The sequence below is a fragment of the Planomonospora algeriensis genome (genome assembly GCF_977012225.1).
In genome coordinates this window covers 1-23,004 of the sequence record NZ_CDRNDK010000058.1, presented here as the reverse complement: position 1 = coordinate 23,004, position 23,004 = coordinate 1, and the positions used below count along the sequence as shown (strand labels likewise).

The window sequence follows — 23,004 nt, the reverse complement described above, 5'->3', positions numbered from 1 at the left end:
CGGGCCCGCCGCCGCCGAGGAGGCGACCCCGCCGGAGCGGAGCTGGCCGGGGGAGCGCGAGCGGGATCGCGGCGCGGTTCCTGACGCTCGGACTGATCGTCTCCATCGCGCTCTGGGCGGCCGCCCCGCTCGTCTCGGCGGAGAACTGGACCGGGACGGCGATCGTCGCGGCCGTCACCGCCGCCGGCCTCTACGTCTACCTGACCCCGCGCCGCCTGCCGGCCAAGTACCTGCTCCCCACCACCCTCCTGGTCCTGGCCTTCCAGGTCTTCCCCGTGCTCCACACGATGTCGCTGGCGCTGACCAACATCGGCGACGGCCATCTGGGCACCAAGCAGGAGGCGATCACCGCGATCGAGACCTCCTCGGTCAGGCGGGAGCCCGGTTCGGAGGAGTTCCGGCTCACCGTGGCGGAGCGGGACGGCGAACTGGTCTTCCTGCTGGCGGCCCGGGGCCGGGCCTACGCGGGCACCGCCGACGGCCTGCGGCCGCTGGAGGACGCCGTGCTCGGCCCCGGCGGGCGGGTCACCGCCGCCGCCGGGTACACCGTGCTGACCGCCGCGCAGGCCTCCGCCCGGGGAACGGAGGTCACCGAGCTGGCCGTCCCGGTCGAGGGCGGCGCGATCCGCAGCCAGGGCCTGTCGAGGGCCTACCGGGGCAGGGCGGAACTCGCCTACGACCTCGGGTGCGACTGCGTCACCGGCCGGGGCGGGGTCTGGACGGCCGATGAGGAGCGGGGCCGGTTCACCGCCGCGGACGGCACCGCGCTGCCCCAGGGCTGGAAGGTGGACGTGGGCCTGGCCAACCTGGCCGCGGCCATCACGAACCCGCAGATCAACGCCCACTTCCTCGGCGTCTTCGGGTGGAACGTGGTCTACGCCGCCTCCGTCGTGGCGCTCACCGCCGCGCTCGGGATCGCCTTCGCGCTGGTGCTGCACCACCCCCGGATGCGGGCCGTGCGGTTCTACCGGACGCTGGCCGTCCTGCCGTACGCGATGCCGGCCTTCGCGATGCTGCTGGTCTGGCGGGACATGTTCAACACCGACTTCGGCCTCGTCAACAGGATGCTCGGCCTAGACGTCGACTGGCTGGGGGAGCCGCTCACCGCCCGGATCTCGGTCCTGCTGGTCCAGCTCTGGCTGGGGTTCCCCTACATGTTCCTGATCGCCACCGGCGCGCTGCAGACGATCCCGTCGGAGTACCTGGAGGCGGCCCAGGTGGACGGCGCGACCGGCTGGCAGCGGTTCAGGAAGGTCACCTTCCCGCTGCTGATGCTCGCGCTGGCCCCGCTGATGGTGTCCTCCTTCGCGTTCAACTTCAACAACTTCAACGGGGTCTTCCTGATCACCTCCGGCGGCCCGTTCCCGGCCGACAACCCGGCGGTGGGCGCGACGGACCTGCTCATCACCTACACCTTCCGGCTGGCCTTCGGCCAGCAGGGGGCCCAGTACGGCCTGGCGTCGGCGATGTCCGTCTACGTCTACCTGATCGTGGCCGTGCTCTCGATCGTCAGTTTCCGGCGCACCCGGGTCTTCCAGGAGGTGGACCGTTGAAGCACGGAACCGCCCTGCGGCACGTGGCGGCCGTCGCGATCACCGCCTTCGCCCTCTTCCCGATCCTGTTCGTGGTCTCCGCGGCGCTCAACCCGCTCGGCACGCTCAGCTCGACGACGCTGCTGCCCGAGGGCGCGGGTCTCGGCAACGTCGAGGACCTGTTCTCCACCACGCGCTTCGCGACGTGGTACGTCAACTCCATCCTGATCGCCGGGCTCACCGCGGCCCTGTCGGTGGCGGTCTCGGCCGTCTCCGCCTACGCCTTCAGCCGGTTCCGCTTCACCGGCCGCCGCGTCGGACTGGTGGCGCTGCTGGTCATCCAGGCGTTCCCGCAGTTCCTGGCGATCGTCCCGCTGTACATCATCTTCGGCGTGATCAGCGAGAACTGGCCGGTCTTCGGGCTCAACAGCGTCTGGGGCGTCACCCTGCTCTACGTCGGCGGCCAGGTCGGCGTGAACACCTGGCTGATCAAGGGCTTCTTCGACACGATCCCGAAGGAGCTCGACGACGCCATGCTCATCGACGGCTGCACCCCCACGGAGGCGTTCCGAAAGGTGATCCTCCCGCTGTCCGCGCCCGTCCTGGCCATCAGCGCGCTGCTCGTCTTCATCGCGACGATCAACGAGTTCCTCGTCGCCAGCGTCTTCCTCACCGGCGACGACTCCCGCACTCTCGCGGTCGGCCTGTTCAGCCTCCTGTCCGGGCAGCGCAACTCCAGCTTCGGGATGTTCGCCGTGGGCACCCTGCTCACCGCGATCCCGACGGTCGCCGTCTTCCAGTTCCTGCAGAGATACATCGTCCACGGGCTCACCGCGGGCGCCGTGAAAGGATGATCATGCTAGACCAGGGATTCCACCACGACGGTTCGCCGGACCACGTCGCCACGCAGGCGCCGGAGCCCGGCGAGACGGTCACCGTCCTCGTCCGCACCCCGCGCGACCACCGCTCCGGCGTGCACGTGCGGACCACGCCGGACGGGGAGCCGCACTTCACCGAGGCGGTGATCGACCGGGAGACCGAGCACGAGATCTGGTGGCGGGCCGATGTCGTGGCCCGCAACCCGGTGACCCGCTACCGCTTCCTGCTCAGCCGGCCGGGCGGAGGCTACCGGTGGCTGACCGCCGCCGGCCTGACCGGCCACGACGTGCCCGACGCCACCGACTTCCGGCTGGTCACCCATGCGGCTCCGCCCGCCTGGGCGGCCGGCGGCGTGATCTACCAGATCTTCCCCGACCGGTTCGCCTCCTCCGGCGTCCGCCGGGACCTGCCGGAGTGGGCGATCCCGTGCGCCTGGGACGACCCCGTGGCGGGCACCGGCCCGACCACCCCCCGGCAGGTCTTCGGCGGAGACCTGGACGGGATCCGCGCCCGCCTCGACCACGTCGCCGCCCTCGGCGCGGACACGCTCTACCTGACCCCGGTCTTCCCCGCCGCGTCCAACCACCGCTACAACGCGGCCTCCTTCGCCGAGGTCGACCCGCTGCTGGGAGGCGACGCCGCCTACCGGGCGCTGATCGACGAGACGCACCGCCGGGGCATGCGCATCCTGGGTGATCTCACGAGCAACCACTGCGGCGACACCCATCCCTGGTTCAGGGCCGCGTTGAAGGACAAGGACGCCCCGGAACGGGAGATGTTCTTCTTCACCGACGGTGACCTCGGCTACGAGGCGTGGATGGGCGTGCCCTCCCTGCCCAAGTTCGACTGGTCCAGCGAGCGGCTGACCGCCGAGATGGAGGCGGTGGTCCGGCGCTGGCTCCGCTTCGGCCTGGACGGCTGGCGGATCGACGTGGCCAACATGACGGGACGGCTGCGCGACGCCGACCTCACCCACGAGGTCGCCCGCCGGATCCGCAGGGCGGTCGCCGCGGAGAACCCGGACGGCCTGCTGGTCGCCGAACACGCCCACGACGCGACCGGCGACCTGGACGCCGACGGCTGGCAGGGGACGATGAACTACGCCGGGTTCACCCGGCCGGTGTGGAGCTGGCTGCGCGGCCCCGAGGTCCGCCTGCCGTTCCTCGGCGTCCCCGCCGAGATCCCCAGGATCTCCGGCGGGGAGGCGGTGGCGACCATGCGGGCCTTCTCCGGCCTGATGTCCTGGCGTTCGCTGGCGCACTCCTGGTCGATCCTCGGCTCCCACGACACCGCCAGGATCCGCACGGTCTGCGGCGGGGACACCGCGCTCGTCGAGGTCGCCGCGGGGCTGATGGCCACCCTGCCCGGCACGCCCATGGTGTTCGCCGGCGACGAGCTCGGCCTGGAGGGCGCGTGGGGGGAGGACGCCCGCCGCACGATGCCGTGGGACCGCCCGGAGAGCTGGGACAGTCGGACCCTCGGCGCCTACCGCGCCCTGCTCGCGCTGCGCCGGGGTGAGCCCGCGCTGCGCGAAGGCGGCCTGCGCTGGCTGCACGCCTCCGGCGACGCCTTGGCCTTCGTACGCGAGCGCGCGGGCGGAGCGCCTGCTGGTCCTGGCCGCCCGCGCCGCCCACCACCCGCTCCGGACCCTGCTCGGCGCCGGCGCCACCGCCCTGTACGGCGGAGCCGACCTCGCCCCGGACGCCGACGGCCTGCTCACCCTGCCGGCCGACGGTCCCGCCTTCCACGTCTGGCGGCTGGGGTAGCCGTGGAGCACCCGGTGACCGCGCCCGCCGCGGAGCCCCTGCCGGAGCCCCTGACCGCGCCCGCCGCGGAGCCGCTGCCGGAGCCCCTGACGGAGCCGCTGACGGAGCCGCTGACGGTGACGCGCCTGGTGGCGGAACTGCGCCGGCTCGGGGTGGCGGACGGCGACGTGCTGATCGTGCACTGCGCCCTCTCCCGGGTCGGGCACGTCGTCGGCGGCGCCGAGGCCGTGGTGCTCGCCCTGCGGGAGGCCGTGGGGGAGCGCGGCACCCTGGTCGCGCCCGCCCAGTCGTGGCAGCTGTGCGACCCGGCCTATCTGGCCGATCCGGCCGTGCCCGAAGCCTGGTGGGAGACGATCCGCCGCTCCATGCCGCCCTACGACCCCGAGTGGACGCCGTCGCGGTCGATGGGCGCGGTCGCCGAGGCGCTGCGGACCATGCCCGGCGCCCGGCGCAGCGGTCATCCGCACCGCTCGTTCGCCGCCTGGGGACGGCACGCCGCCGCGATCACGGACCGGCACGACCTCGACGACCCGGTGGGGGAGGGCTCCCCTCTCTCGGCGGTCTACGATCTCGGCGGCCGGGTGCTCCTCCTCGGCGTCGGGCACGACAAGAACACCTCACTGCACCTGGCGGAGGCGCGCAGCGGGCTGCCGCGCGAGACCGTGCCCAACGGCGCGCCCCTGCTGGTCGGCGGGGAGCGCCGCTGGGTCCGCTTCGCCGAGCCCGCCACCGACGACACCGACTTCGCGGCGGCGGGGCGCGGCGTTCGCCGCCGTGCTCGGCGCGGTACGGCGGGCACAGGTCGGGGCGGCGGCCGCGCTGCTGATGCGGCAGCGCGATCTCGTCGACTTCGCCGCCGCCTGGCTGCGCGCCCATCGCGCATCCCGGTGACGGGCGCGGTGCCGCGGTCCGGACCACCTCAGCGGGAGGCGCCGACCGCGTCCATGAGCAGGGGCAGCGAGCGCTCCAGCGCGCGCCGCCAGTACGGCCAGCTGTGGGTCCCGGGCCCGTAGAAGTCCGTGGTGACCTCCAGGCCGTCCTTCCCCGCGCGCCGGGCGAACTCCTCGGACTGGGTGAGCAGAGTGGCCTCGCCGTCGTCCCGGGACGCGGACGGGTCGTCCAGCGGACCGGGGGCGCCGTCCCCGCAGGAGACGTAGAGGCGCACGCCCGCGAGCTTGGAGGTCAGGGCGACCGGGTTGTGCGCCGCCTGCTCGGAGTCGTCCGGCGGGCCCCACAGGTCGCGGAGGTCCTCGCCGTGGCGCCCCAGCAGCCAGGGCGCGCTCTCGGTGCTGTCCAGCACCCCGGAGAAGGAGGCCGCCGCCCGGAACATGCCGGGATGGCGGGCCGCGTAGGAGACCGCGCCGAATCCCCCCATGGAGAGCCCGGCCACCGCCCGGCGGTCCCCGGCGCCGTAGTCGCGCTCCAGGATCGCGCGGACCTCGGTCAGGTGGAAGGTCTCCCACTTGGGGCCCCTGCGCCAGTCGGAGTAGAAGCCGACCGCGCCGCCCTCCGGCATGACCGTGATCACCGGGTAGGGCGAGGTGAGCCGGACGGCGTCCCCCTCCCTCACCCAGGAGTCGGGGGCGGGCTGGCAGCAGCCGTCCAGCAGGTACAGCACCGGCCACGGACCCGAACCCGGCTTCCAGCCCTCCGGCAGCAGCACCCGGACCCTGCCCTCGCGGCCGAGCGCGGCGGAGGCGAAGGTGAGCACGTGGTCCCGCTCGCCCAGCCGCTCCACCCGCACGCCGGGCGGGGTCTGGCCGCGTTCACCGCCGGAGGAGCTCTGAGAGGAGCCGGAGGAGAAGGGCGTCAGCAGGGCCAGCGAGACGGCGGCCACCGCCAGCGCCGCCAGCAGGATCACGCCCAGCCGCACGGCCTTACGGTTCATACCACCCCATCCTGCGCGCCGTCAGGATCATGGGAAGCCGTCAGCAATATGTAGACTGTCTACTTTACATATAACGACAAGTACTTGATGCTCGACGTCAAGTAGAAGGGAGGCGGGCGTGGAACCGAGCATGGACGAGCGTCACGTCCTGGCCGAGGATCTCCGGAGGATCGTCGGCAGCAGAGTGCTCGACCCGCTGGACATCCTGCTCGGCGAGGACGAGCCGCCCGGTGCGGGCGAACGGCTGCGTGAGCGGCTCGAGGCCAGAAGCCGGACCTGGGCCGACGTGCTGCTCGGCGAGGACGACCGGGCGGCCGCCTACCTGGCGATCCGCCTGGTGAGCACCCTCTACCCGGGTGACGCGCCGTTCGACCCGCCGGCCGCCTGGTGGGCCACGCCGCTGGGCCGCGCCGTCGCCAGGCGCGCCGGACATCCGGCCGCGGCGGCGGTGAGCGTCTCGGTCGCCGCGGCGATGCTGGGCATCACCCGCCAGGGCGTCCACGACCTCATGCGGCGGGGCAAGCTCGACCGCACTCCGGACGGCGCGGTCACCACCGAGTCGATCCATGCCCGCCTCTCCCTCCGCGCGGCGACCGGCCCGCGGACGACACGAGGAGACCGTGAATGACCATTCCCACCGGCAGTCCCACCGGCGACGGCCTGCGCCTCGCGGACGGCCTGACCGTCGGACGGCTCGGCTACGGGGCGATGCGGCTGCCCGGTCCCGGCGTGTGGGGACCGCCGCAGGACCGCGGCACGGCGCTCGCCGTACTGCGCCGGGCGGTGGAGTCGGGCGTCACCCACATCGACACCAGCGACTTCTACGGCCCGCACGTGGCCAACGACCTGATCAGGGAGGCCCTGCACCCCTACCCCGGCGACCTGGTCATCGCCACCAAGGTGGGCGTGGTCCGCGACGAGCGGAAGGGCTTCGAAGCCGCCGCGGAACCGGAGCGGCTGCGCGAGCAGGTCGAGGAGAACCTCGTCCGGCTCGGAAAGGACCGGCTCGACCTGGTCTACCTGCGGGTGGGCGGCGACGGGCTGCTGCCCCCCGGTGGGACGCCCTTCGCCGAGTCCTTCGGAGCCCTCGCCGACCTGCACCGGCGCGGTCTGATCCGGAGCCTCGGACTCAGCGGGGTCACCACGGCCCAGCTCGCCGAGGCCCGCGCGATCGCACCGGTGACGGCGGTGCAGAACCGCTTCCACGTCTTCGACCGCTCCAGCGCCGACGTCCTGGCCGCGTGCGAGGCCGAGGGCATCGCGTTCACCGCCTACTTCCCCCTCGCCGCCGGGATGCTCCGCCCCGGCCTGGACCTCTCCCAGGCCCCGCCCGGCATGGCCCCCACCGCCGAGCAGCTCGGAGCCCTCGACGAGGTCGCCGACCGGTACGGCGCGACCCGCATCCAGACGGCGCTCGCCTGGTTGCTCGGCCACTCACCGGTCACGCTCGCCATCCCCGGAACCTCCTCCCTCGCCCACCTGGAGGAGAACCTCGCCGCGATCCGCCTGGACCTGACCGCGGATGACATCGCCGTCCTGGACAAGCTCGCCTGACCTCCGCCGGGCGGAGCGGACCCCGCCGGGCGGATGCGGACCGCCGGGTCCTTCACCCGTGAGGAGGCCGCCGGCCTCGCCCGGCGGCTCGGCGCGGGCCGGTGGGCCCGTACCGGGTCACCCGGCCGCCACCGTGGTGGCGGTCGGGTGACCCGGACCGCGCCGCCCCGTCAGGGCCAGGACTTCTCGATCTCCGCGAGCATCGATCGGGTGTCCTTGCCCTTGACCCACTCCGTCATGCCGGTCCAGAAGGACCCGGCGCCGACCGCCGCCGGCATCAGGTCCGAGGCGTCGAAGCGCACGACGGTGCCGGGGTCGCGCATGATCTCCGCGGAGAGCTTGTCGATGTCGCCGGTGTAGAGGCTGAGGTCCACCTTGTTGTTGGCCGTGGTCCAGCTGCCGACCGCGACCCGCTTGTCGGCGAAGTCCTTCGTCGTCAGGTATTCCTGGACGGCGACGACCTCGGGGCGGTCGCTGAAGGCCAGGGTGAACGTCGAGGCGACGAGCGCGGGATTGCCCTGCGCCGGGTCGATGGCCGGCAGCTGGAAGGCGAACACGTCGCCGTCGGCGGAGATCTTCGTGCCGCGCGGCCAGTTGCCCGCGTAGAAGGACGCCATCCGGTAGAACGTGCACTGGTTCTCCATGATCGGCTGTCCGGCCAGGGAGAAGGAGTTCTTGGCGATGCCGCGCACGCCGCCCTTGACGTACCGGTCGTTCTTGATCACGGCCGCCGCCGTCTCCGCGGCCTTGACGACCTTCGGGTCGTCGAAGGGGATGGCGTGCGTGACCCACTGGTCGTAGACCTCGGGGCCGTACAGGCGCAGCATCACGTCCTCGAGCCAGTCGGTGCCCGGCCAGCCGGTCGCGCCGCCGGACTCGAAGCCCACGCACCAGGGGGTCCGCCCGGCGGCCGCGATCTTGTCGCTGGCGGCCATGAGCTCGTCCCAGGTCTCCGGGACCGTGAGGCCCTCCTTCTTCAGCGCCGAGGGGGAGTACCAGACGAAGGACTTGACGCTGGAGTCGTAGGGGACCGCGTAGAGGGTGCCGTCGACGGAGCCGTACTCCAGCCAGCCGGGAGTCCAGTTCTCCTCGGCGGACTTCACGACGGAGGGGGGCGCGGGCTTGAGCTTGCCGCCCTTCGCCAGGTCCGCGATGAGGCCCGGCTGCGCGATCATGGCGAGGTCCGGCGCGTCCCCGGTCCCGGCCCGCTTCTTCACCTCGTCCTCGACGGCGGCGTTCCCCTCGATGTCGAGGCGGATCCCGGTGCAGTCGGAGAACTCGCGCATGGCCTGCAGGAGCCTGACGTCGTTGAGGTCCCTGGTGATGAGGAGGCTGACGGCGGTGCCGTCGTGCCCCTGGTAGGCGGCGTACGGCGCGCACGCGGCGGCCCGTTTCGCCTCCGCCTCCTCGGCGGCGTTCGCGGTGCCGCAGGCGCTCAGCAGGAGGCAGGACAGGGCGGCGACGGCGCCCGCGGCCGTGTTCCGGCCGCGGCGTGACTGGTTCTTCACGGGTTCTCTCTCCGGGTGCGGGGATCGGGGGACGGGCAGGGCGGCCTGGGGGCTCATACCTGGAACCTCCGCACCACCGTGCGGAGCTGCTCCGCGGTCGCCGTCAGGTCCTGCGCCGCGGCCTGGGCGGAGCGCCCGTCCTCGGCGGTGGTGCGGGTCGCGCCGGCGAGCTCGTCGATGGTCCCCGCGATGTCGCGGGTGCCGAGCGCCGCCTTGCTGATGCTGCCGCTCATCTCGCCGGTGGTGGCGCTCTGCTCCTCCACGGCGGTGGCGATGGCGAGCTGGTGCTCGTTGATCCGGGCGATGATCGAGTGGATGTCGGCGATGGCGGTCGCCGCGCCGACGCTGGTGTTCTGGATCGCCTCCACCCGGCGGGAGATGTCCTCGGTCGCCTTCGCCGTCTCCTGGGCGAGTTCCTTGACCTCGCTGGCGACCACGGCGAAGCCGCGGCCCGCGGCCCCCGCCCGGGACGCCTCGATGGTGGCGTTCAGCGCGAGCAGGTTGGTCTGCTTGGCGATGGCGGTGATCACCTTGACGACGTCGCCGATCTCGGCGGACGAGGTGCCCAGCTCCGCGACGGTGTTCGTGGTGCTCTCCACCACCGAGATCGCCTGGGAGACGACCTGCGCCGCCTGGTTCGCGCTCTCGGCGATGGAGCGCATGGCGATGTCCGTCTCCTCGGCCCCGGCCGCCAGCGAATCGACGTTCCGCGAGACCAGGCTCGCCGAGTCGGTGGCCGAGGACGCCTGGCCCGCGGCGGTCGCGGCCGAGACGTCGATGCGGGCGGCGGACGCCGAGACGCGCGCCGAGGCGTCGTCCAGCGACTCGGCGGCCTCCACGAGGGCCGCCACGGTGCCGCGTACGGCCTGCCGGGCGCTCTCGTAACCGGCGGCCATCCGGCCGACCTCGTCGCCGGAGTCCACCTCGGCGGCGACGGTCAGGTCGCCGGCCGCCATCGCGGCCAGGGCGGACTGCACGCGCCGGACGGGCCGGACGATCGCGCCGGCCACGACGAGGGCGACGGCGCCGGTCAGCAGCAGACCGGCGACGAGCACCACCAGCACGAGCCGGATCGCGGCGGTCTTGTTGTCCTGGATCTCCTTGCCGCCCGCGATCACCGCGCTCGTCTCGGCGGCGGCCAGCTCGTCGAGGTTGTTCCTGGCGATGCTGAACGCCTCGCTCTGGCGCAGGCGGGTGTCCCGGAAGGTCACGGCGTCCCCGGCCTCGCTGGCGGGCAGCATGTTCTCGTCGCGGATGGCGCGGTACTGGGTGACGGCGCCCTCGGCGGCGGTGACGGTGCCGATCGACCGGGTTCCCGCGGCCTTCTTGTACCGCTCCCAGGCCTGGTCGAACGTGGCGTCGTTCTTCCGGATCTCCTCGTCGGCGCGGCGCCGCGAGACGTCGTCGGTGAGCGCCACGTGCTCCAGCAGGATGGCGTCCTCCTGGAGGAGGGCCATCCGTGCCTCGTTGAGGTTGAGCGCCTGCGCCATCCGGTAGTCGGAGATCGACTCGGCCGTGGAGGCGACCGAGCTCAGCTGGGCGATGCCGACCGCGCCGATGCCGGCCATGGCCAGGCCCGCGACGGCCGTCGTCAGCAGGAGTTTCGGCCGTACGCCGAGATCTCGCCAGAGTCGCATGGTCACAGGTCCGTCCTTCTCCACCGCGCCGTCCCTCGGCGCTTCTCTGCGCTCTGATCGGCGCGCGTGGGGGAAAAAAGAGGATTCGGACCGGACTGGAAGGAAGATCTCTTGCCCGGCCGACTCCAGTGGATTCAGCGTGAACGAAGGTCTTCACGGTGGAACCCACTGGACTTCGGAAGCTCAAAGTCAGGATCGGGTGGAGTTCAGCTCGACATGTTGTGCGCCCGGTCGATGTCAGCGATGCCGGGTGTCGCCGATGGCCGGTGGCTCTGCCGTACGGCGTAGCCCGTAGCGAGCCTCGGCCCGGCAGCACGCGGCGCGCATCGCCCACCAGTTGTTGCGCAGGTTGGGTTTCCTGCCGTGGGCCGGCCGGGACAACGGCCCGGGCTCCGTCGGGAGTAAGGGGTCAGACGATCGTGGGGACCGGTTCCGCGGAGAGGTGCTCGGCGAAGAACCGCAGGCTCTGGCGCCAGGCGTCGGCGCGGGCCGCGGCGTTGGCCTTCGGCGTGCCCCCCATGCTGAGGCGCGCGACCCGGCCGGACGACCAGTGCGGTGGTGGGGGTGAACGGAGGCGGCGCGATCAGGTGACCCGCCTGCGGATGGTGCACGTGCCGGTAGGCCGCGTCGTCCAGCCGGGCCATGGCGACCCCGCTCAGCTCGCGGGAGGGCCAGCAGTGGTCGTCCCCGGCCGTGAGGAACAGGATCGGTCCCCGGATCCGCTCCACCGGGATGGTGGCCGCGGCCAGCAGATCGGGCTCGGCCAGGTCCGGGCGGAAGGTCAGCCCCAGCCGGACCGGCTCGTCCTCGGCGATCTGCCGCCGGAACTCGGGAGTGATCGTGTGCGGGAGGAACGGCAGCGGCTCGCCCTCGAGGGTCCAGGACGGCCGGGCGTTCTCCAGGGTCTCCGGCAACGTGGGGCGAAAGGAGATGCCCTGGGTGACGACCCCGCTTCCAACGGTGCACACCACCGCGCCCACTTGCGGGAACGTCGCCGCGACAAGGAGAGCCGCTTCTCCTCCGCGGGAGGCTCCGATCACTCCGATCGCCTCGGCCCGCACCTGTCGCAGCCCCTGGAGGAAGGAGACGGCCGTGCCGAAGTACTCCAGCGGGATGTCCACCAGCTCCGGCGGCAGGTGCTCGACACCGAAATAGGCCAGGGCGAGTACGGCGAACCCGTGCCCGGCCATCAGCGCCGCGTCCAGCTCGTGCAGCCCGCCCTCGGAGCCGCCGAGCAGGATCACCCCCGGCCACGGCCCACCCTCCCCGGGATGGAACAACGTGCCGACCAGCCCGTGGTCACGGACCTCGGTCCGCCGTACGGCGGGTGGCAGCCGCAGCCGGTCGAAGGCGGTCTCGGCGAGGCGCTCCCCGCCCGTCTCCGCGCCCGCCTCCACGGTGAGCGTGACCGTCGCCGGGGCGAGCGACTCGGGTTCCGGCACGCTGGGACCGGGAGCGCCGTCCTGGTCGGACATCGACCAGATGAGGCCCATCGGGTCGGCACCGTCGTACGTCCCGGACAGCGGTGCCTGGGATGAGAGGTCGATCTCTCCCCGCCGGTCGGCTGGGTAGGTGGCGTGCGCCGCGAGCCGCCGTCCGGACGGGTCGTGCTGGCGGGCCCGCACCGTGACGAGCCCGCCCGGGGGCAGGCCGGTGAGCCGGATCCGGAGCGGGGTGTCCACGGTGGGCTCGGGCGGATCGACGACGATGCGGGGGGACTGCTGATCGTTTCGGCTCATGGGTCCGTCCTCACGGGGAGACAGCGATTCCGGACAAGGATCAAGGAGACCTGGTGACACCGTTATGTCACCATTTTCTGGTGAATCGCACTGACCGTCTCTACGCGCTGGCCGAGGAGCTGCGCCGGGCCGGGCCGCGAGGGCGGACCGCGCGGCGGCTGGCCGACCGGTTCGAGGTGAGCATCCGTACGATCAAGCGCGACCTCGCCGCCCTGCAGCAGTCCGGCCTGCCGCTCCGGACCCAGGCGGGCCCCGGCGGGGGATACGTCCTGGACGCGGCGGCGACCCTCCCGCCGATCAATCTCACCCCGTCGCAGGCGGTCGCGGTGGCCGCCGCGCTGGCCGTGGCCGGGGACGGCCCCTTCGCGCGGGACGGCGCGGCCGCCCTGGCCAAGATCTTCGACGTCCTGGACCCCGTCTCCCGGCGGCAGGCGGAGGATCTGGCGGGCCGGGTCTGGGTGGAGGGAACCGCCTCGGGGCCCTCTCCCCTGGAGATCGTGGCCGAGGCCCTGCGCCGCCGGGTCGTCGTCGCGATCACCTACGTCGACGCCCACGGCCGGGACAGCCGCCGCCGGGTCGAACCGATTAAGTTCGCCCACATGTGGGGCCGCTGGTACCTGGCCGGGTGGTGCCGGGAACGCGAGGCCGTCCGCTGGTTCCGCCGGGACCGCATCACCGCCGCCCGCCTCACGGCCGAGCCGGCCCCCGAGCACGACATCGCGATCGTCGGCACGCCGCCTCCCGAGGCCCGCCCGGTCGGCCCGCCTGAGCCCGCCTGACCTTCCCCAACCCAAAGGAACCGATCGTCTATTGCTTACCGAGGGGGCGGACCGGAGGGGATCCCGTGCCCGCCGGGACCGGAGTCCTCCGGGAAGATCGTCGCGGGAACGTGTTTGGCGGCCGGTTCCCCGGGGAGTGGCACTCCCCGAGGGGAGAGGAGGCACCCGGGCGCCGGTACGGATCCGGGTGTTTCAGTGGACGCGGTCGCGTGGTGGCGCGGCCGCGTCCATGGTTTCCGCCCGAGGTGGATCGTCTCCGGTGCGGTGGGCCCCGGCCTCGCCCGGCTCGGCCGAGAACGGGGGTTCCGCGACCGGAGGGCATCCCGCAGCGCGAAGCCGTCGAGTGAGCAGCCCTTGACGGCCGGTTTTCGGGTGATGGGCCGACGAGTCGTCATCGGCGCCGGCAGCGGTCGTGCCGCCTGCCGGGTCGACCGGACGGTCACCGGCGCCTGAAACGGCGTGGCGTGCAGGCCGTCGCGCACCGGCCGCACAGCGTCGTGATCCGCCGCAGCAGCCTACGCATCGGTCACCGCCCCGCCGGAGCGGCCCGTGGCATCGTGGAACTCCAGGAAGGCCGACGCCTCGACGGGCGCCAGCTCCCGCAGGCGGGGGATCAGTTTCAGGTCGGTTGGGTGTTTGTAGCACATGCCCCCATCACATCCGGGTCGCGGGAGCGGCGTCCAAGTTCGTTTCGGACCGGGTGGTCGACCCGCTGATATCGTGCCTGCGTGGACCTGCGGCGGCTGCTGTACTTCGTGACGGTCGCCGAGGAGGGCAACGTCGGGCGGGCCGCCCGCAGGCTGCACATGTCGCAGCCGCCGCTGAGCCAGCGCATCCGCGAGCTCGAGGCGGAGCTGGGCTGTGCGCTGTTCGAGCGGACGCCCGCCGGGATGCGCCTCACCCGGCCCGGTGAAGTCCTGCTGGCCGAAGCCCGCGAGCTGCTGGCCAGGGTCGACTCCGCCCGCGAGCGGGTCCGCGCCGCGGCGGGCGCGCAGCGCCTGGTGGTCGGCGTGCTCGGGCCCGGCGAGCAGACACTGTCGGCACGGGTCGCGCCGGCCTTCCGGCGGGCCCATCCCGGAGCGCGGGTCGAGCTCCGCCAGGGCGGTTTCTCCGATCCGACGATGGGACTGGCCGCCGGCGCCGTCGATCTCGCGGTCACCCGGGCCCCGTTCGACACCACCGGCCTGGCGGTCCAGGAGGTGGCCGAGGAGCCGTGCGTCGCCGTGCTCCCCGCCGGTCACCCGCTGTCCGGAACGCGGGCCGTACGGCTCGCGGACCTCGCCGGATGCTCGTGGGTACGGCTCCCGGCGGAGACGGACGCGCGCTGGCGCGCGTTCTGGCAGCCCGTCGGCGACGCGAGCGGCCCCGAGATCCGATCACTGGACGAGTGCATGCACGCCGTGCTGTGGGACGGCGTCGTGGCGATGACGCCCGCCCGGGTCGCGCGGCGGTCTCCTGCGGAGGGTGTGATCTTCCGCCCGATCACCGACGCCCCACCGAGCCGCCTGGTCCTCGCCTGGCGCAGGACCGAGGGCTCTCCCCTGGTCGCGGCGTACGTCCGGCTGCTCACGGAGATCCACCGGGCGGCACCGTGACCGGTGCGGCCCCATCGGCACCCCCTCCTCGAAGACCGGGCGCCGACCATACCTCGGGAGCAGAGGAGGATCGACTTTCGTCGGTACGGTCCGGGCTGAACTGCTGATATGCCGGAGCTCCCCGATCCGCAGACTGCTGGTCATGGCATTGACATCAACAGCCCTGGCCCTGGTCGTCGGCCTGACGATTCTGAACCCCACCGCCGGCGCCACCGTCTCCACCGGTCCCGCCTGGTGCCCCGAGGTATCCGGGCACCGGGTCACCTGCGGCACGGTGACCCGCCCGCTGGTCCAGGGCAAGCCGGAACTGGGCTCCATCAAGGTCGCGTACGCCCTGGTGAAACGCCGTGGCCACGATCAGCCGTCGCGGGGGACGGTGCTCGTCAACCCCGGTGGTCCCGGAGGAGCCCCCATCGCGATCACCGGCCTGTACGCCCGAGGACTGGCCGCCAGCCTGTCGGATCACGATCTGCTGGTCGTCGACCCCCGCGGCACCGGCCGGTCCACCCCGCTGGCGTGCGGAGTCTCCGTGGAGGACGCCATGACCAAGCCGAGAGCCGAGGTCATGCGCATGGTCGGCCGGTGCGGTGAGCGGCTCGGCCCGCGTGCCGCGGGCTACACCTCGGCTGCGACCGCCGACGACTTCGACGCGGTCCGGGCCAAGCTCGGCATCTCCAAGCTCGTGCTGTTCGGCCAGTCCTACGGCACCTACCTCATGCCGATCTACGCCCAGCGGCACCCGGAGCGCGTCCAGTCCATCGTCCTCTCGGGCGCGTACCCGATCGACTTCGACTCTTTGGGCCGTCCCAGCGCCCAGGCCGTCTCGCTGAGCCTGCGCAGGATCTGCGAGCGCAGCGGGGAATGCGACGGTGAGCAGGCGGTCCGGAACCTGGCCGAGGTCGCCGCCCGGTTGCGCACCGCCCCCCTCGACGTCCCGGTCGCCGCCGGCGGCAAGCGGCGGACGTACCGGTTCACCGAGCAGCAGCTGGCCGCGCTGGCCTACATGGAGGCCAGCGGCGGCGTAGGCGCCGAGCCGAAGAAGGCGCCCCTGCTCGGCAGGCTGCCCCGGGCGCTCCACCGGGCCGCCGGAGGGGACGACCGCGACCTGATCACCCTGGTCAGGAACACAGAGGAGGGCACGGGAGGTCGCGAGGCCGGGTACGGGCCGGCCGACCTGGGGCAGACGATCGCGGTGATCTGCAACGACTATCCCCGTACCTGGTCGGTGAACGCCTCACCCGCCGCACGCGCCCGCGCCTTCGACCGGGCCGTCGGCCGGGCCCGCGCCGGGGAGTTCGGCGCGTTCGGAGCCGACGCGTTCGCCACCGCCCAGGCCGACGGCGGCGACCTGTGCCTGCACTGGCCCGCAAAGGGCACCGCCCGGCCGTACGTCTCCACCGGCCGCTTCCCCGACGTGCCGGTTCTGGTGCTCTCCGGTGATCTGGACGCCAACACGCCCGACGCCAACGGGCGCAAGGCCGCCGCGCAGTTCCGCCGGGCCACCTTCCTGTCGGTTCCCAACACCGGGCACCTCCCCGAAGACGAGCCCAGCGGATGCGTCCTCGGTCTCGTCAACGGGTTCATCCGCGACGAGCGGGTAGGCGACACCTCCTGCCTGGCCTCCGTTCCGCCCGTCAAGGTCCTGCCGGTGAAGTGAGGACCGGCTGGGCCGGTCGAGAGGGACCGGCCCGGCAGGCTCCCTGATCCGGAGAACCACGGCGGCTGCGCCGAACCGCGAAGCAGCCCCACCTGATCGGACACGCGATGTCCCGCGCTCGCTCAGCTCGGCGGCGGATCGGCCGATGGAGTGTGAGGGATCGCCGACGAGGGGCTCGTCGGCGATCCCGTGATGAAAGGGTGACAGCCGTTCCGCGACAAATGGGGGGCAGCGTGGAGGCAAGACCGAGAGCGACGGGACCGCGGTTGCACCGCGATCCCGTCCTGCTGTGCACTTTCGCCACCGCTCTCGCGCTGACCGGCTTCTTCGCCTCCGGCGCGGTCGACGGGCGGACGCAGAGCATCGTGTTCTGGGCGGTGCAGGCTGTCTTCGACCTGTTGTTCTGCGTGCTGTGCTGGAGTGTCGGGCGCGTGGCGGAGGCGCCGGCGTCCACTCGGAGGTTCTGGCGGTGGACGGCCGCCGCCGGACTCGTCTTCCTCATCGCGGACACCGTCCAGACGCTCGACGGCGTCCGCGACCCCGCCCTCGCCTCGACCAGCGGCGGCGATGTCCAGAACGTACTCGTGGCCTGCGGCGCCGTGGTCGTCATCGTCGCGATGCTGATCCATCCCATCCAGGCCGTCGGGCGTGACAGACTGCGCTTCGCCCTCGACGCCGCGACGGTCATGGCCGGCGTCGCGGCGTTCATCTGGTACTTCTCGATCAGCGTGCTCGCGGCGGAGGGCCAGGTGCGGGTCGGGGTGATCCTCGCCGGTCCGGGCCTGATGCTGCTGTGCACCTTCACGCTGGTGAAACTGGTGCTCGGCGGTGACGCGCCGTTCACCAGGGCGGCCGGCATCGCCGCAGGGGTCAGCACCGGCCTCTTCGGGCTCGGCGCCGCCCTCGGGCACGTGACCGCGACCTCGGAGCACACCCATCTCTGGCTCCTCGTCCGCCTGCTGCCGTGCGTCCTGCTCGTCGCCACCCCTCGCCTGCAAGAGCTGCAACTGCGGGGCGACGCGTACGGAGCGGTCCGGCGTGACCGGCGCCGCCCCTACAGCAGTCTTCCGTACGTGGCCGTGGCGGCCGCCCAGGCCCTGCTCGTGGTCGCCCTCCGGGACGGGCTCACCGTCCGGACCTGGGGAGTCGTCACCGGGGTGATCGTGGTCACCTCGCTGGTGCTCGTCCGCCAGCTCGTCGCGTTCCGCGACAACGCAGACCTGCTGCGGCGGCTCGACCGCAGCATGCTGACCGTACGCCGGCAGGAGGAGCGATTCCGGTCGCTGGTCCAGCACTCCTCCGACATCACCGCTGTGGTCGACCCCTCCGGCCGCTTCACCTACGCCAGCCCCGCCGTCGAGCGGGTCCTCGGGGCCGACCCCGAGAAGATCACCGGTCGGCCCGTGCTCACCGTCGTGCACCCCGACGACCACGCCACCGTCCGGGACGCCTTCGAGGGTCTGGTCGGCGCGCCGGGCCGCGTCCGCTCCTGGGAAGCCCGCCTGCGCCGGGCCGACGGATCCTGGCGCTGGCTCGCGGTGGTCGCCACCGACCTCACCCACCTGCCGAGCGTGGACGGAGTCGTCTGCAACGCCCGTGACATCACCGAGATCCGCGAGTTCCAGGAGCGGCTGCAGTACGCCGCCACCCACGACCCGCTGACCGGCCTCGCCAACAGAGCGCTGTTCGACGAACGGCTCCGGGCCGCGTCCACCGCCACCGTGCTCCTCATCGACCTGGACGACTTCAAACCGGTCAACGACATGTTCGGTCATCACATCGGTGACGAGCTCCTCATCGCGGTCGCCGAGCGGTTGCGGGGCTGCGTCCGAGCGGGGGGCACGGTGGCGCGCCTCGGCGGCGACGAGTTCGCCGTCCTCCTCCCGCACGATCCCGCCGACGAGGACGCCGGACCGTCCGCCGCCGGTCACGGCGCGCAGGTGGCCGAACGCGTCCTGGCCGCCTTCGCCGAACCGGTGCGGACCAGCGGCGGGCCGCTGCGCATCAAGGCCAGCATCGGCGTGGCCGACGGATCGACCTCCGACGCCGCCGGACTCCTGCGCCGCGCGGACGACGCCATGTACCTCGCCAAGCACGGCGGCAAGAACGGGTACGCGGCGTCCCCCGCCGCCGCCTGAGCGTGTCCGCGGGGTATCGCCGGACGTCCGCGCCGCCGCGGCCGCAGACCTCGCTTCGGCGCTCTGCGGCTGACCGGGAGGATCCTTCCGGACGGTGCCACGGACGGACCGTCCCGTCATCCACGGCCGGGGCCGCGGATGACGGGACGGCGGTGGTCAGCGCCAGGTGTCGTTGCGGGTGGCGGTGCCGCCCGCCGGGGTGGTGAAGGTGCGGTTCGGGTCGCTCTCCCAGGTCACCGAGCCGTCGGGGTTCTTCTTGAGGTACTTGTAGGCGATCGTCCTGCCGGCCGGCAGGTTCACCGCGGCCTTCCAGACCGGGTAGGCGGCCGACGAGAGCGCCACCGCGTTCGCCGGGTTCCACGCGCCCAGCTCGGCGGCGTCGCCGACGACGAAGACGTTCTGGCCCCAGGTGGTCGTCACGTTCGCGTTGAAGGAGGTGGCCGCCTTGTCCGAGGTGGCCGTGGGCGAGGGGCTGGGCGTCGGGGTCGGGGTCGGCCCGTTCCCGGTGCGGATCGCGACCGCGCTCCCGGCGGGCACGGTCACCGAGGCGGTGCCGTTCGAGGCCACGGTCACCCAGCCGCTCCCGGCGACGTTGGCGTAGGTCCCGGTGGGCAGGCCGGTGGTGAAGGTGCGGGTGGCGGAGCCGGTCCCGTTGTTGATCGCGACCCAGCCCTTGGTCCCGCGGCTGAAGGCGATCAGGTCGCCGCCGTCGTCGTACCAGTTGGCGACCGGGGTGCCCGCGACGGCATTGTGGAAGCCGGCCATCCCGGCCATCTGCCGGTGGAAGCAGGTCCAGCGGCCGTTGCCGCAGTCGGTGTCGGTGACGAAGCCTCCGTTCGCCGACGGCGGGCCCGCCTCCTTGTCGCTCCAGGTGAAGCCGGAATAGACGCGCGGCGTGCCGTACGGCCAGGCGAGCATGAAGACGTTGGCCAGCCGGTAGGCGTCGCCGTACTTGTAGTTGAGGGTGGAGCCGTTGCGCTCGGTGTCGTGGTTGTCGACGAACGTCACGGCCCTGTCGCCCGGCACCGACAGCCCCCAGCTCTGCCCGAACGTCTCCAGCCGGTGGATCCGCCCGGTGAACTGCTCCTTCATCTTGCGGCCGAACACGAACTCGTGCACGTCGCCGATCCCGGTGTACTGGCTCGGCTGGACCTTCTCGTCGTCGCCGTGGATGACCTCCAGGTGCAGGTACGGCGAGCCGGTCAGCCTGGCCTTGATCGCCGCCAGGTCCTCCGGCGGGATGTGCTTGGCCGCGTCGATGCGGAAGCCGTCGACGCCGAGGGAGGTCAGCTTGTTGAGCCAGCCCGCGATCTGGTTGCGCACGTACTCCGAGCCGGTGTTCAGGTCGGCCAGGTTGACCAGTTCGCAGTTCTGCACCCGCCAGCCGTCGTTCTTGTAGTCGGCGTCGTCGATGACGCACGTGGGCGAGTTGTGGAAGTCCCAGGAGGAGTAGGTTCCGGGGTAGTCGTACTTGCCGAAGGCGTAGCCGCCGTAGCTCCGGCTGCCCTGGCCGGTCATGTGGTTGATCACCGCGTCGGCGTGGACCTTGACGCCCGCGTCGTGGCAGGCCCGGATCATGTTCCTGAACGCGTTCTCGTCGCCGAACTTGCTGGTGAGCGTGTAGCGGGCGGGCTGGTAGACGTCCCACCAGACCGAGCCGCCCTTGCTCATCGAGTCGTGCGGCGGGGAGACCTGGACGGCGCCGTACCCGGCAGGGCCGAGCACGTCGGTGCACTCGCGCGCCACCGAGTTCCAGTTCCAGCCCCACAGCTTGGCGATGGGGCCGGTGCCGGCCGGGGGAGCGGCCTGGGCCGCGGCGGCGGTGGAGGAGGCGGCGCCGAGCGTGACGGGCGCGAGCAGGGCCGCACCGGCCAGGACGCTCAGCGCGGCCGCGGTCAGGGGGGTGGGTGGTTTGTAGGATCGCATGGCGGGGGGCCTCCAGGAGAGTTGGACGGGTTCCCGTGCCGGGCCGGGTGCTGCAACACCCGGCCCGGCGGCTTTCAGGACTGCACGAAGACGGCGACCGTGCGGGCCGGGACCGTCAGCGTGCCGGTGGCCGGGTCGAAGCCCGACCGCTTGACGACGGCGTCGTCGCCGCCGGCCTGGACGGGGTGGAGGGCCACCCGGGCGCCGGAGAGCGCGGCCACGGTCTGCGGCTGCTCCCGCGGGGTCGCGTTGAAGACGACGGTGATCGACTTCCACTTCGGGTCGAGCCCGGAGGCGTCCAGGTGCATGGTCACGACGCCGGGGGTCTCCGCGGCGCCGCCGGTCGGGAAGGAGAGCCGCTTCTGCACCTCGGCCAGGGAGCCGAGCCCGAAGACCGGGGAGGAGGAGCGGATCTTCAGCAGCTCGCCGTACCGGGCGCGGGCCGCACCGATCGCGGCGCAGTCCGGCCTGAGCGCCGGGTCGGCGAGCAGCGGCCTGGCGTACGGCCACTTGTCCTCGTTGTCGGCCTTGGGTGGCAGGCCCGCGCCGAAGCCGTTGCCCTGCGCGCAGTCCCACAGCAGCCGGTTGAACCAGTCGCCGGAGTCGTAGGAGTTGCGGTCGAGCGACTTGGAACGCAGCCGCTCGCTGCCCGCGTGGACGAACGCGGTGCCCTGCGCGAGCACGCTGGTGGCCAGCGAGAGCGACTGCATGCGCACCCGGTCGGCCATGGTCGTGGCTTGCGGAAGCTTGTAGGCCAGCGCGTCGAACAGCGTCTCGTTGTCGTGCGCGTCCACGTAGGTCACGGTCTCGCCGGGGGAGGCGGCGTAGCCGGCGGGGGAGCCGTTGTAGTCCACCTCCGAGCCCTTGACCTCCTCGCCGGAGGTGGCGGTGAAGCGGTAGTCGCGCAGGTTGCCGGCCAGGCCCAGCTTGACGAGGTCCTGGTAGCCCAGCAGGCGCGCCCGCTGCTGCTCGGCGCTCCCGTTGGCGGGCGAGCCGTTGGGGTCGCCGGCCAGGCCCGAGCCGAGGCCCTGGACCCGGGGGTCGGCGTCGAACGGGCCGCCGCCGCGCACCGCGTCGCGGAGCCGGTCGCTGAACGTGCCGATCCCGGTCCCGGCCATGTTCGCCTGGGTCGCCTGCTCGAAGCGGGCGCCGTCGGCGACCTCGCCGAAGTTCCAGCCCTCGCCGTACAGGATGATCGACTTGCCGTCCACGCCGTCCCTCTCCACGGTCAGCGCGTCGAGGGCCTCGCGGACGGCGAGGATGTTCGCCTTCGGGTGGTGGCCCATCAGGTCGAACCGGAAGCCGTCCACCTTGTACTGCCTCGCCCAGGTGACGATGGAGTCGACGACGAGCCTGCCCATCATGGAGTGCTCGGGCGCGGTGTTCGCGCAGCAGGTGGAGGCGGCCACGGTGCCGTCGTCGAGCAGCCGGTGGTAGTAGCCGGGCACGATCCGGTCGAGCACCGAGGTCGGGTCCTGCCCGGCGGCGTGGGTGTGGTTGTAGACCACGTCCATGACCACCCGCAGGCCGGCGCCGTTCAGGCCCGCGACCATGCCGCGGAACTCCTTGATCCGCGCGGCGCCGTCCGGCTCGGAGGCGTAGGAGCCCTCCGGCACGGTGTAGTGCAGCGGGTCGTAGCCCCAGTTGAAGCCGTCCTTCGCGGCGGCGGCCGCCACGCACTCCTGCTGCCGCTCGGAGTCGGCGGGCAGGGAGGCCAGGTCGGCCGGGTCGCATTCCGGCTCGGCCCGGTCGGACCTGCGCTCCGGGACGGTCGCGATGTCGAAGACCGGGAGCAGGTGCACGTGGGTCAGGCCGTCGGCGGCCAGCGAGCGCAGCTCCCGCATCCCGGCCGAGTCGCCGGTGAACGCCGCGTAGGTGCCGCGCCGCTCGGCCGGGACGGTCGCGTCCGAGACGGAGAAGTCGCGCACGTGCAGCTCGTAGACCGACGCCTTCTCCTGCGGTACGGCCGGCGGCTTGGCCAGCGAGGCCCAGCCGTCGGGGCGCAGCGAGGAGTCGGACAGGTCGACGAGGTGGCTGCGGACCGAGTCGGCGGCCAGCGAGACGCTGTAGGGGTCGGTCACCTCGTTGGTGACGATCTTCCCCGCGGCGGGGAAGAAGACCGTGACCAGGAAGGTGTAGTAGCGGCCCTTCCAGGACGGCTGCCCCCGCACCGACCAGACGCCGGTGGCGTCGTCGCGCCGCATCGCGTGCATGGTCCGGCTCTCCCCGGCGGAGTCACGGTAGAGCGCCAGCTCCACCTTCCGCGCGGTCGGCGCCCACACCGACAGGCGGGGCGACGCGCCGGAGGCGTCCGGGCCGAGCCGGCCGCGGCCGCTTCGCGTAGACGTCGTCGAGCACGCCGGGGAGCTGCACGCCGGTCGCGGCGAGCAGCGCACCGGAGGCGTC

Annotated in this window: 17 protein-coding genes; 9 read left to right on the top strand and 8 right to left on the bottom strand. The window is 72.7% G+C overall.

The annotated features are described in order from the left end of the window. From ACWJ6R_RS09465 to ACWJ6R_RS09455, 3 genes are all read left to right on the top strand, one after another. Window positions 1-1,553: ABC transporter permease subunit (locus tag ACWJ6R_RS09465; RefSeq protein WP_449061843.1), on the top strand; the 1,553-nt coding region annotated here is incomplete at its 5' end. Next, a complete protein-coding gene (locus ACWJ6R_RS09460) occupies window positions 1,550-2,386 on the top strand; it encodes a sugar ABC transporter permease (protein WP_449061842.1) in 837 nt (278 codons plus the stop codon). The genes ACWJ6R_RS09465 and ACWJ6R_RS09460, both read left to right, overlap by 4 nt. Before the next feature lie 2 nt (window positions 2,387-2,388). After that, the gene (locus ACWJ6R_RS09455; RefSeq protein ID WP_449061841.1) at window positions 2,389-5,190 is read left to right on the top strand and encodes an AAC(3) family N-acetyltransferase; all 2,802 of its coding nucleotides are present in this window, start codon (window positions 2,389-2,391) and stop codon (window positions 5,188-5,190) included. Here ACWJ6R_RS09455 and ACWJ6R_RS09450 read toward each other — a convergent pair. After that, window positions 5,097-6,065, bottom strand: coding sequence for an alpha/beta hydrolase (locus ACWJ6R_RS09450; protein WP_449061840.1), 969 nt, complete (start codon window positions 6,063-6,065; stop codon window positions 5,097-5,099). The genes ACWJ6R_RS09455 and ACWJ6R_RS09450 overlap by 94 nt on opposite strands. 118 nt (window positions 6,066-6,183) lie before the next feature. Here ACWJ6R_RS09450 and ACWJ6R_RS09445 point away from each other — a divergent pair, with 118 nt between their 5' ends. Further along, the gene (locus ACWJ6R_RS09445; RefSeq protein ID WP_449061839.1) at window positions 6,184-6,693 is read left to right on the top strand and encodes a hypothetical protein; all 510 of its coding nucleotides are present in this window, start codon (window positions 6,184-6,186) and stop codon (window positions 6,691-6,693) included. After that, window positions 6,690-7,619, top strand: a complete 930-nt coding sequence (locus ACWJ6R_RS09440; protein ID WP_449061838.1) for an oxidoreductase — start codon at window positions 6,690-6,692, stop codon at window positions 7,617-7,619. Before ACWJ6R_RS09445 ends, ACWJ6R_RS09440 begins: the two co-directional genes overlap by 4 nt. Window positions 7,620-7,789: 170 nt before the next feature. Here the strand turns inward: ACWJ6R_RS09440 and ACWJ6R_RS09435 are convergent, their stop codons facing one another. From ACWJ6R_RS09435 to ACWJ6R_RS09425, 3 genes are all read right to left on the bottom strand, one after another. Continuing rightward, complete coding sequence (locus tag ACWJ6R_RS09435) at window positions 7,790-9,127, bottom strand: ABC transporter substrate-binding protein (RefSeq protein WP_449061837.1); 1,338 nt, start codon at window positions 9,125-9,127, stop codon at window positions 7,790-7,792. 53 nt (window positions 9,128-9,180) lie between these two features. Next, window positions 9,181-10,764, bottom strand: a complete 1,584-nt coding sequence (locus ACWJ6R_RS09430) for a methyl-accepting chemotaxis protein (RefSeq protein WP_449061845.1) — start codon at window positions 10,762-10,764, stop codon at window positions 9,181-9,183. 206 nt (window positions 10,765-10,970) lie between these two features. Beyond that, a complete protein-coding gene (locus tag ACWJ6R_RS09425; RefSeq protein ID WP_449061836.1) occupies window positions 10,971-12,503 on the bottom strand; it encodes an acyl-CoA thioesterase/bile acid-CoA:amino acid N-acyltransferase family protein in 1,533 nt (510 codons plus the stop codon). Window positions 12,504-12,583: 80 nt separating this feature from the next. Between ACWJ6R_RS09425 and ACWJ6R_RS09420 the strand changes: the two genes are divergently transcribed. Then, window positions 12,584-13,282, top strand: coding sequence for a helix-turn-helix transcriptional regulator (locus ACWJ6R_RS09420; protein ID WP_449061835.1), 699 nt, complete (start codon window positions 12,584-12,586; stop codon window positions 13,280-13,282). Between the two features lie 515 nt (window positions 13,283-13,797). Here ACWJ6R_RS09420 and ACWJ6R_RS09415 read toward each other — a convergent pair. Continuing rightward, window positions 13,798-13,929: a hypothetical protein gene (locus ACWJ6R_RS09415; RefSeq protein WP_449061834.1), complete on the bottom strand. Its 132-nt coding sequence runs from the start codon at window positions 13,927-13,929 to the stop codon at window positions 13,798-13,800. Window positions 13,930-14,010: 81 nt separating this feature from the next. Here ACWJ6R_RS09415 and ACWJ6R_RS09410 point away from each other — a divergent pair, with 81 nt between their 5' ends. The 3 genes from ACWJ6R_RS09410 to ACWJ6R_RS09400 all read left to right on the top strand — a co-directional run bounded on the left by ACWJ6R_RS09410 (window position 14,011) and on the right by ACWJ6R_RS09400 (window position 18,672). Continuing rightward, window positions 14,011-14,877, top strand: a complete 867-nt coding sequence (locus ACWJ6R_RS09410; protein ID WP_449061833.1) for a LysR family transcriptional regulator — start codon at window positions 14,011-14,013, stop codon at window positions 14,875-14,877. Window positions 14,878-15,019: 142 nt separating this feature from the next. Then, window positions 15,020-16,534, top strand: a complete 1,515-nt coding sequence (locus ACWJ6R_RS09405) for an alpha/beta fold hydrolase (RefSeq protein WP_449061832.1) — start codon at window positions 15,020-15,022, stop codon at window positions 16,532-16,534. 266 nt (window positions 16,535-16,800) lie between these two features. Next, window positions 16,801-18,672, top strand: coding sequence for a diguanylate cyclase domain-containing protein (locus ACWJ6R_RS09400; RefSeq protein WP_449061831.1), 1,872 nt, complete (start codon window positions 16,801-16,803; stop codon window positions 18,670-18,672). Window positions 18,673-18,828: 156 nt separating this feature from the next. Here ACWJ6R_RS09400 and ACWJ6R_RS09395 read toward each other — a convergent pair whose 3' ends face one another. From ACWJ6R_RS09395 to ACWJ6R_RS09385, 3 genes are all read right to left on the bottom strand, one after another. After that, on the bottom strand, window positions 18,829-20,598 hold the full coding sequence (locus ACWJ6R_RS09395; RefSeq protein WP_449061830.1) for a carbohydrate-binding module family 20 domain-containing protein: 1,770 nt from the start codon (window positions 20,596-20,598) through the stop codon (window positions 18,829-18,831). Between the two features lie 74 nt (window positions 20,599-20,672). Beyond that, window positions 20,673-22,880, bottom strand: a complete 2,208-nt coding sequence (gene pulA / locus ACWJ6R_RS09390) for a pullulanase-type alpha-1,6-glucosidase (protein WP_449061829.1) — start codon at window positions 22,878-22,880, stop codon at window positions 20,673-20,675. Next, window positions 22,834-22,989 (bottom strand): hypothetical protein, encoded by a 156-nt coding sequence (locus ACWJ6R_RS09385; protein ID WP_449061844.1) that lies wholly within the window; start codon window positions 22,987-22,989, stop codon window positions 22,834-22,836. The genes pulA and ACWJ6R_RS09385 overlap by 47 nt, the downstream gene beginning before the upstream one ends. Window positions 22,990-23,004 lie beyond the last annotated feature (15 nt).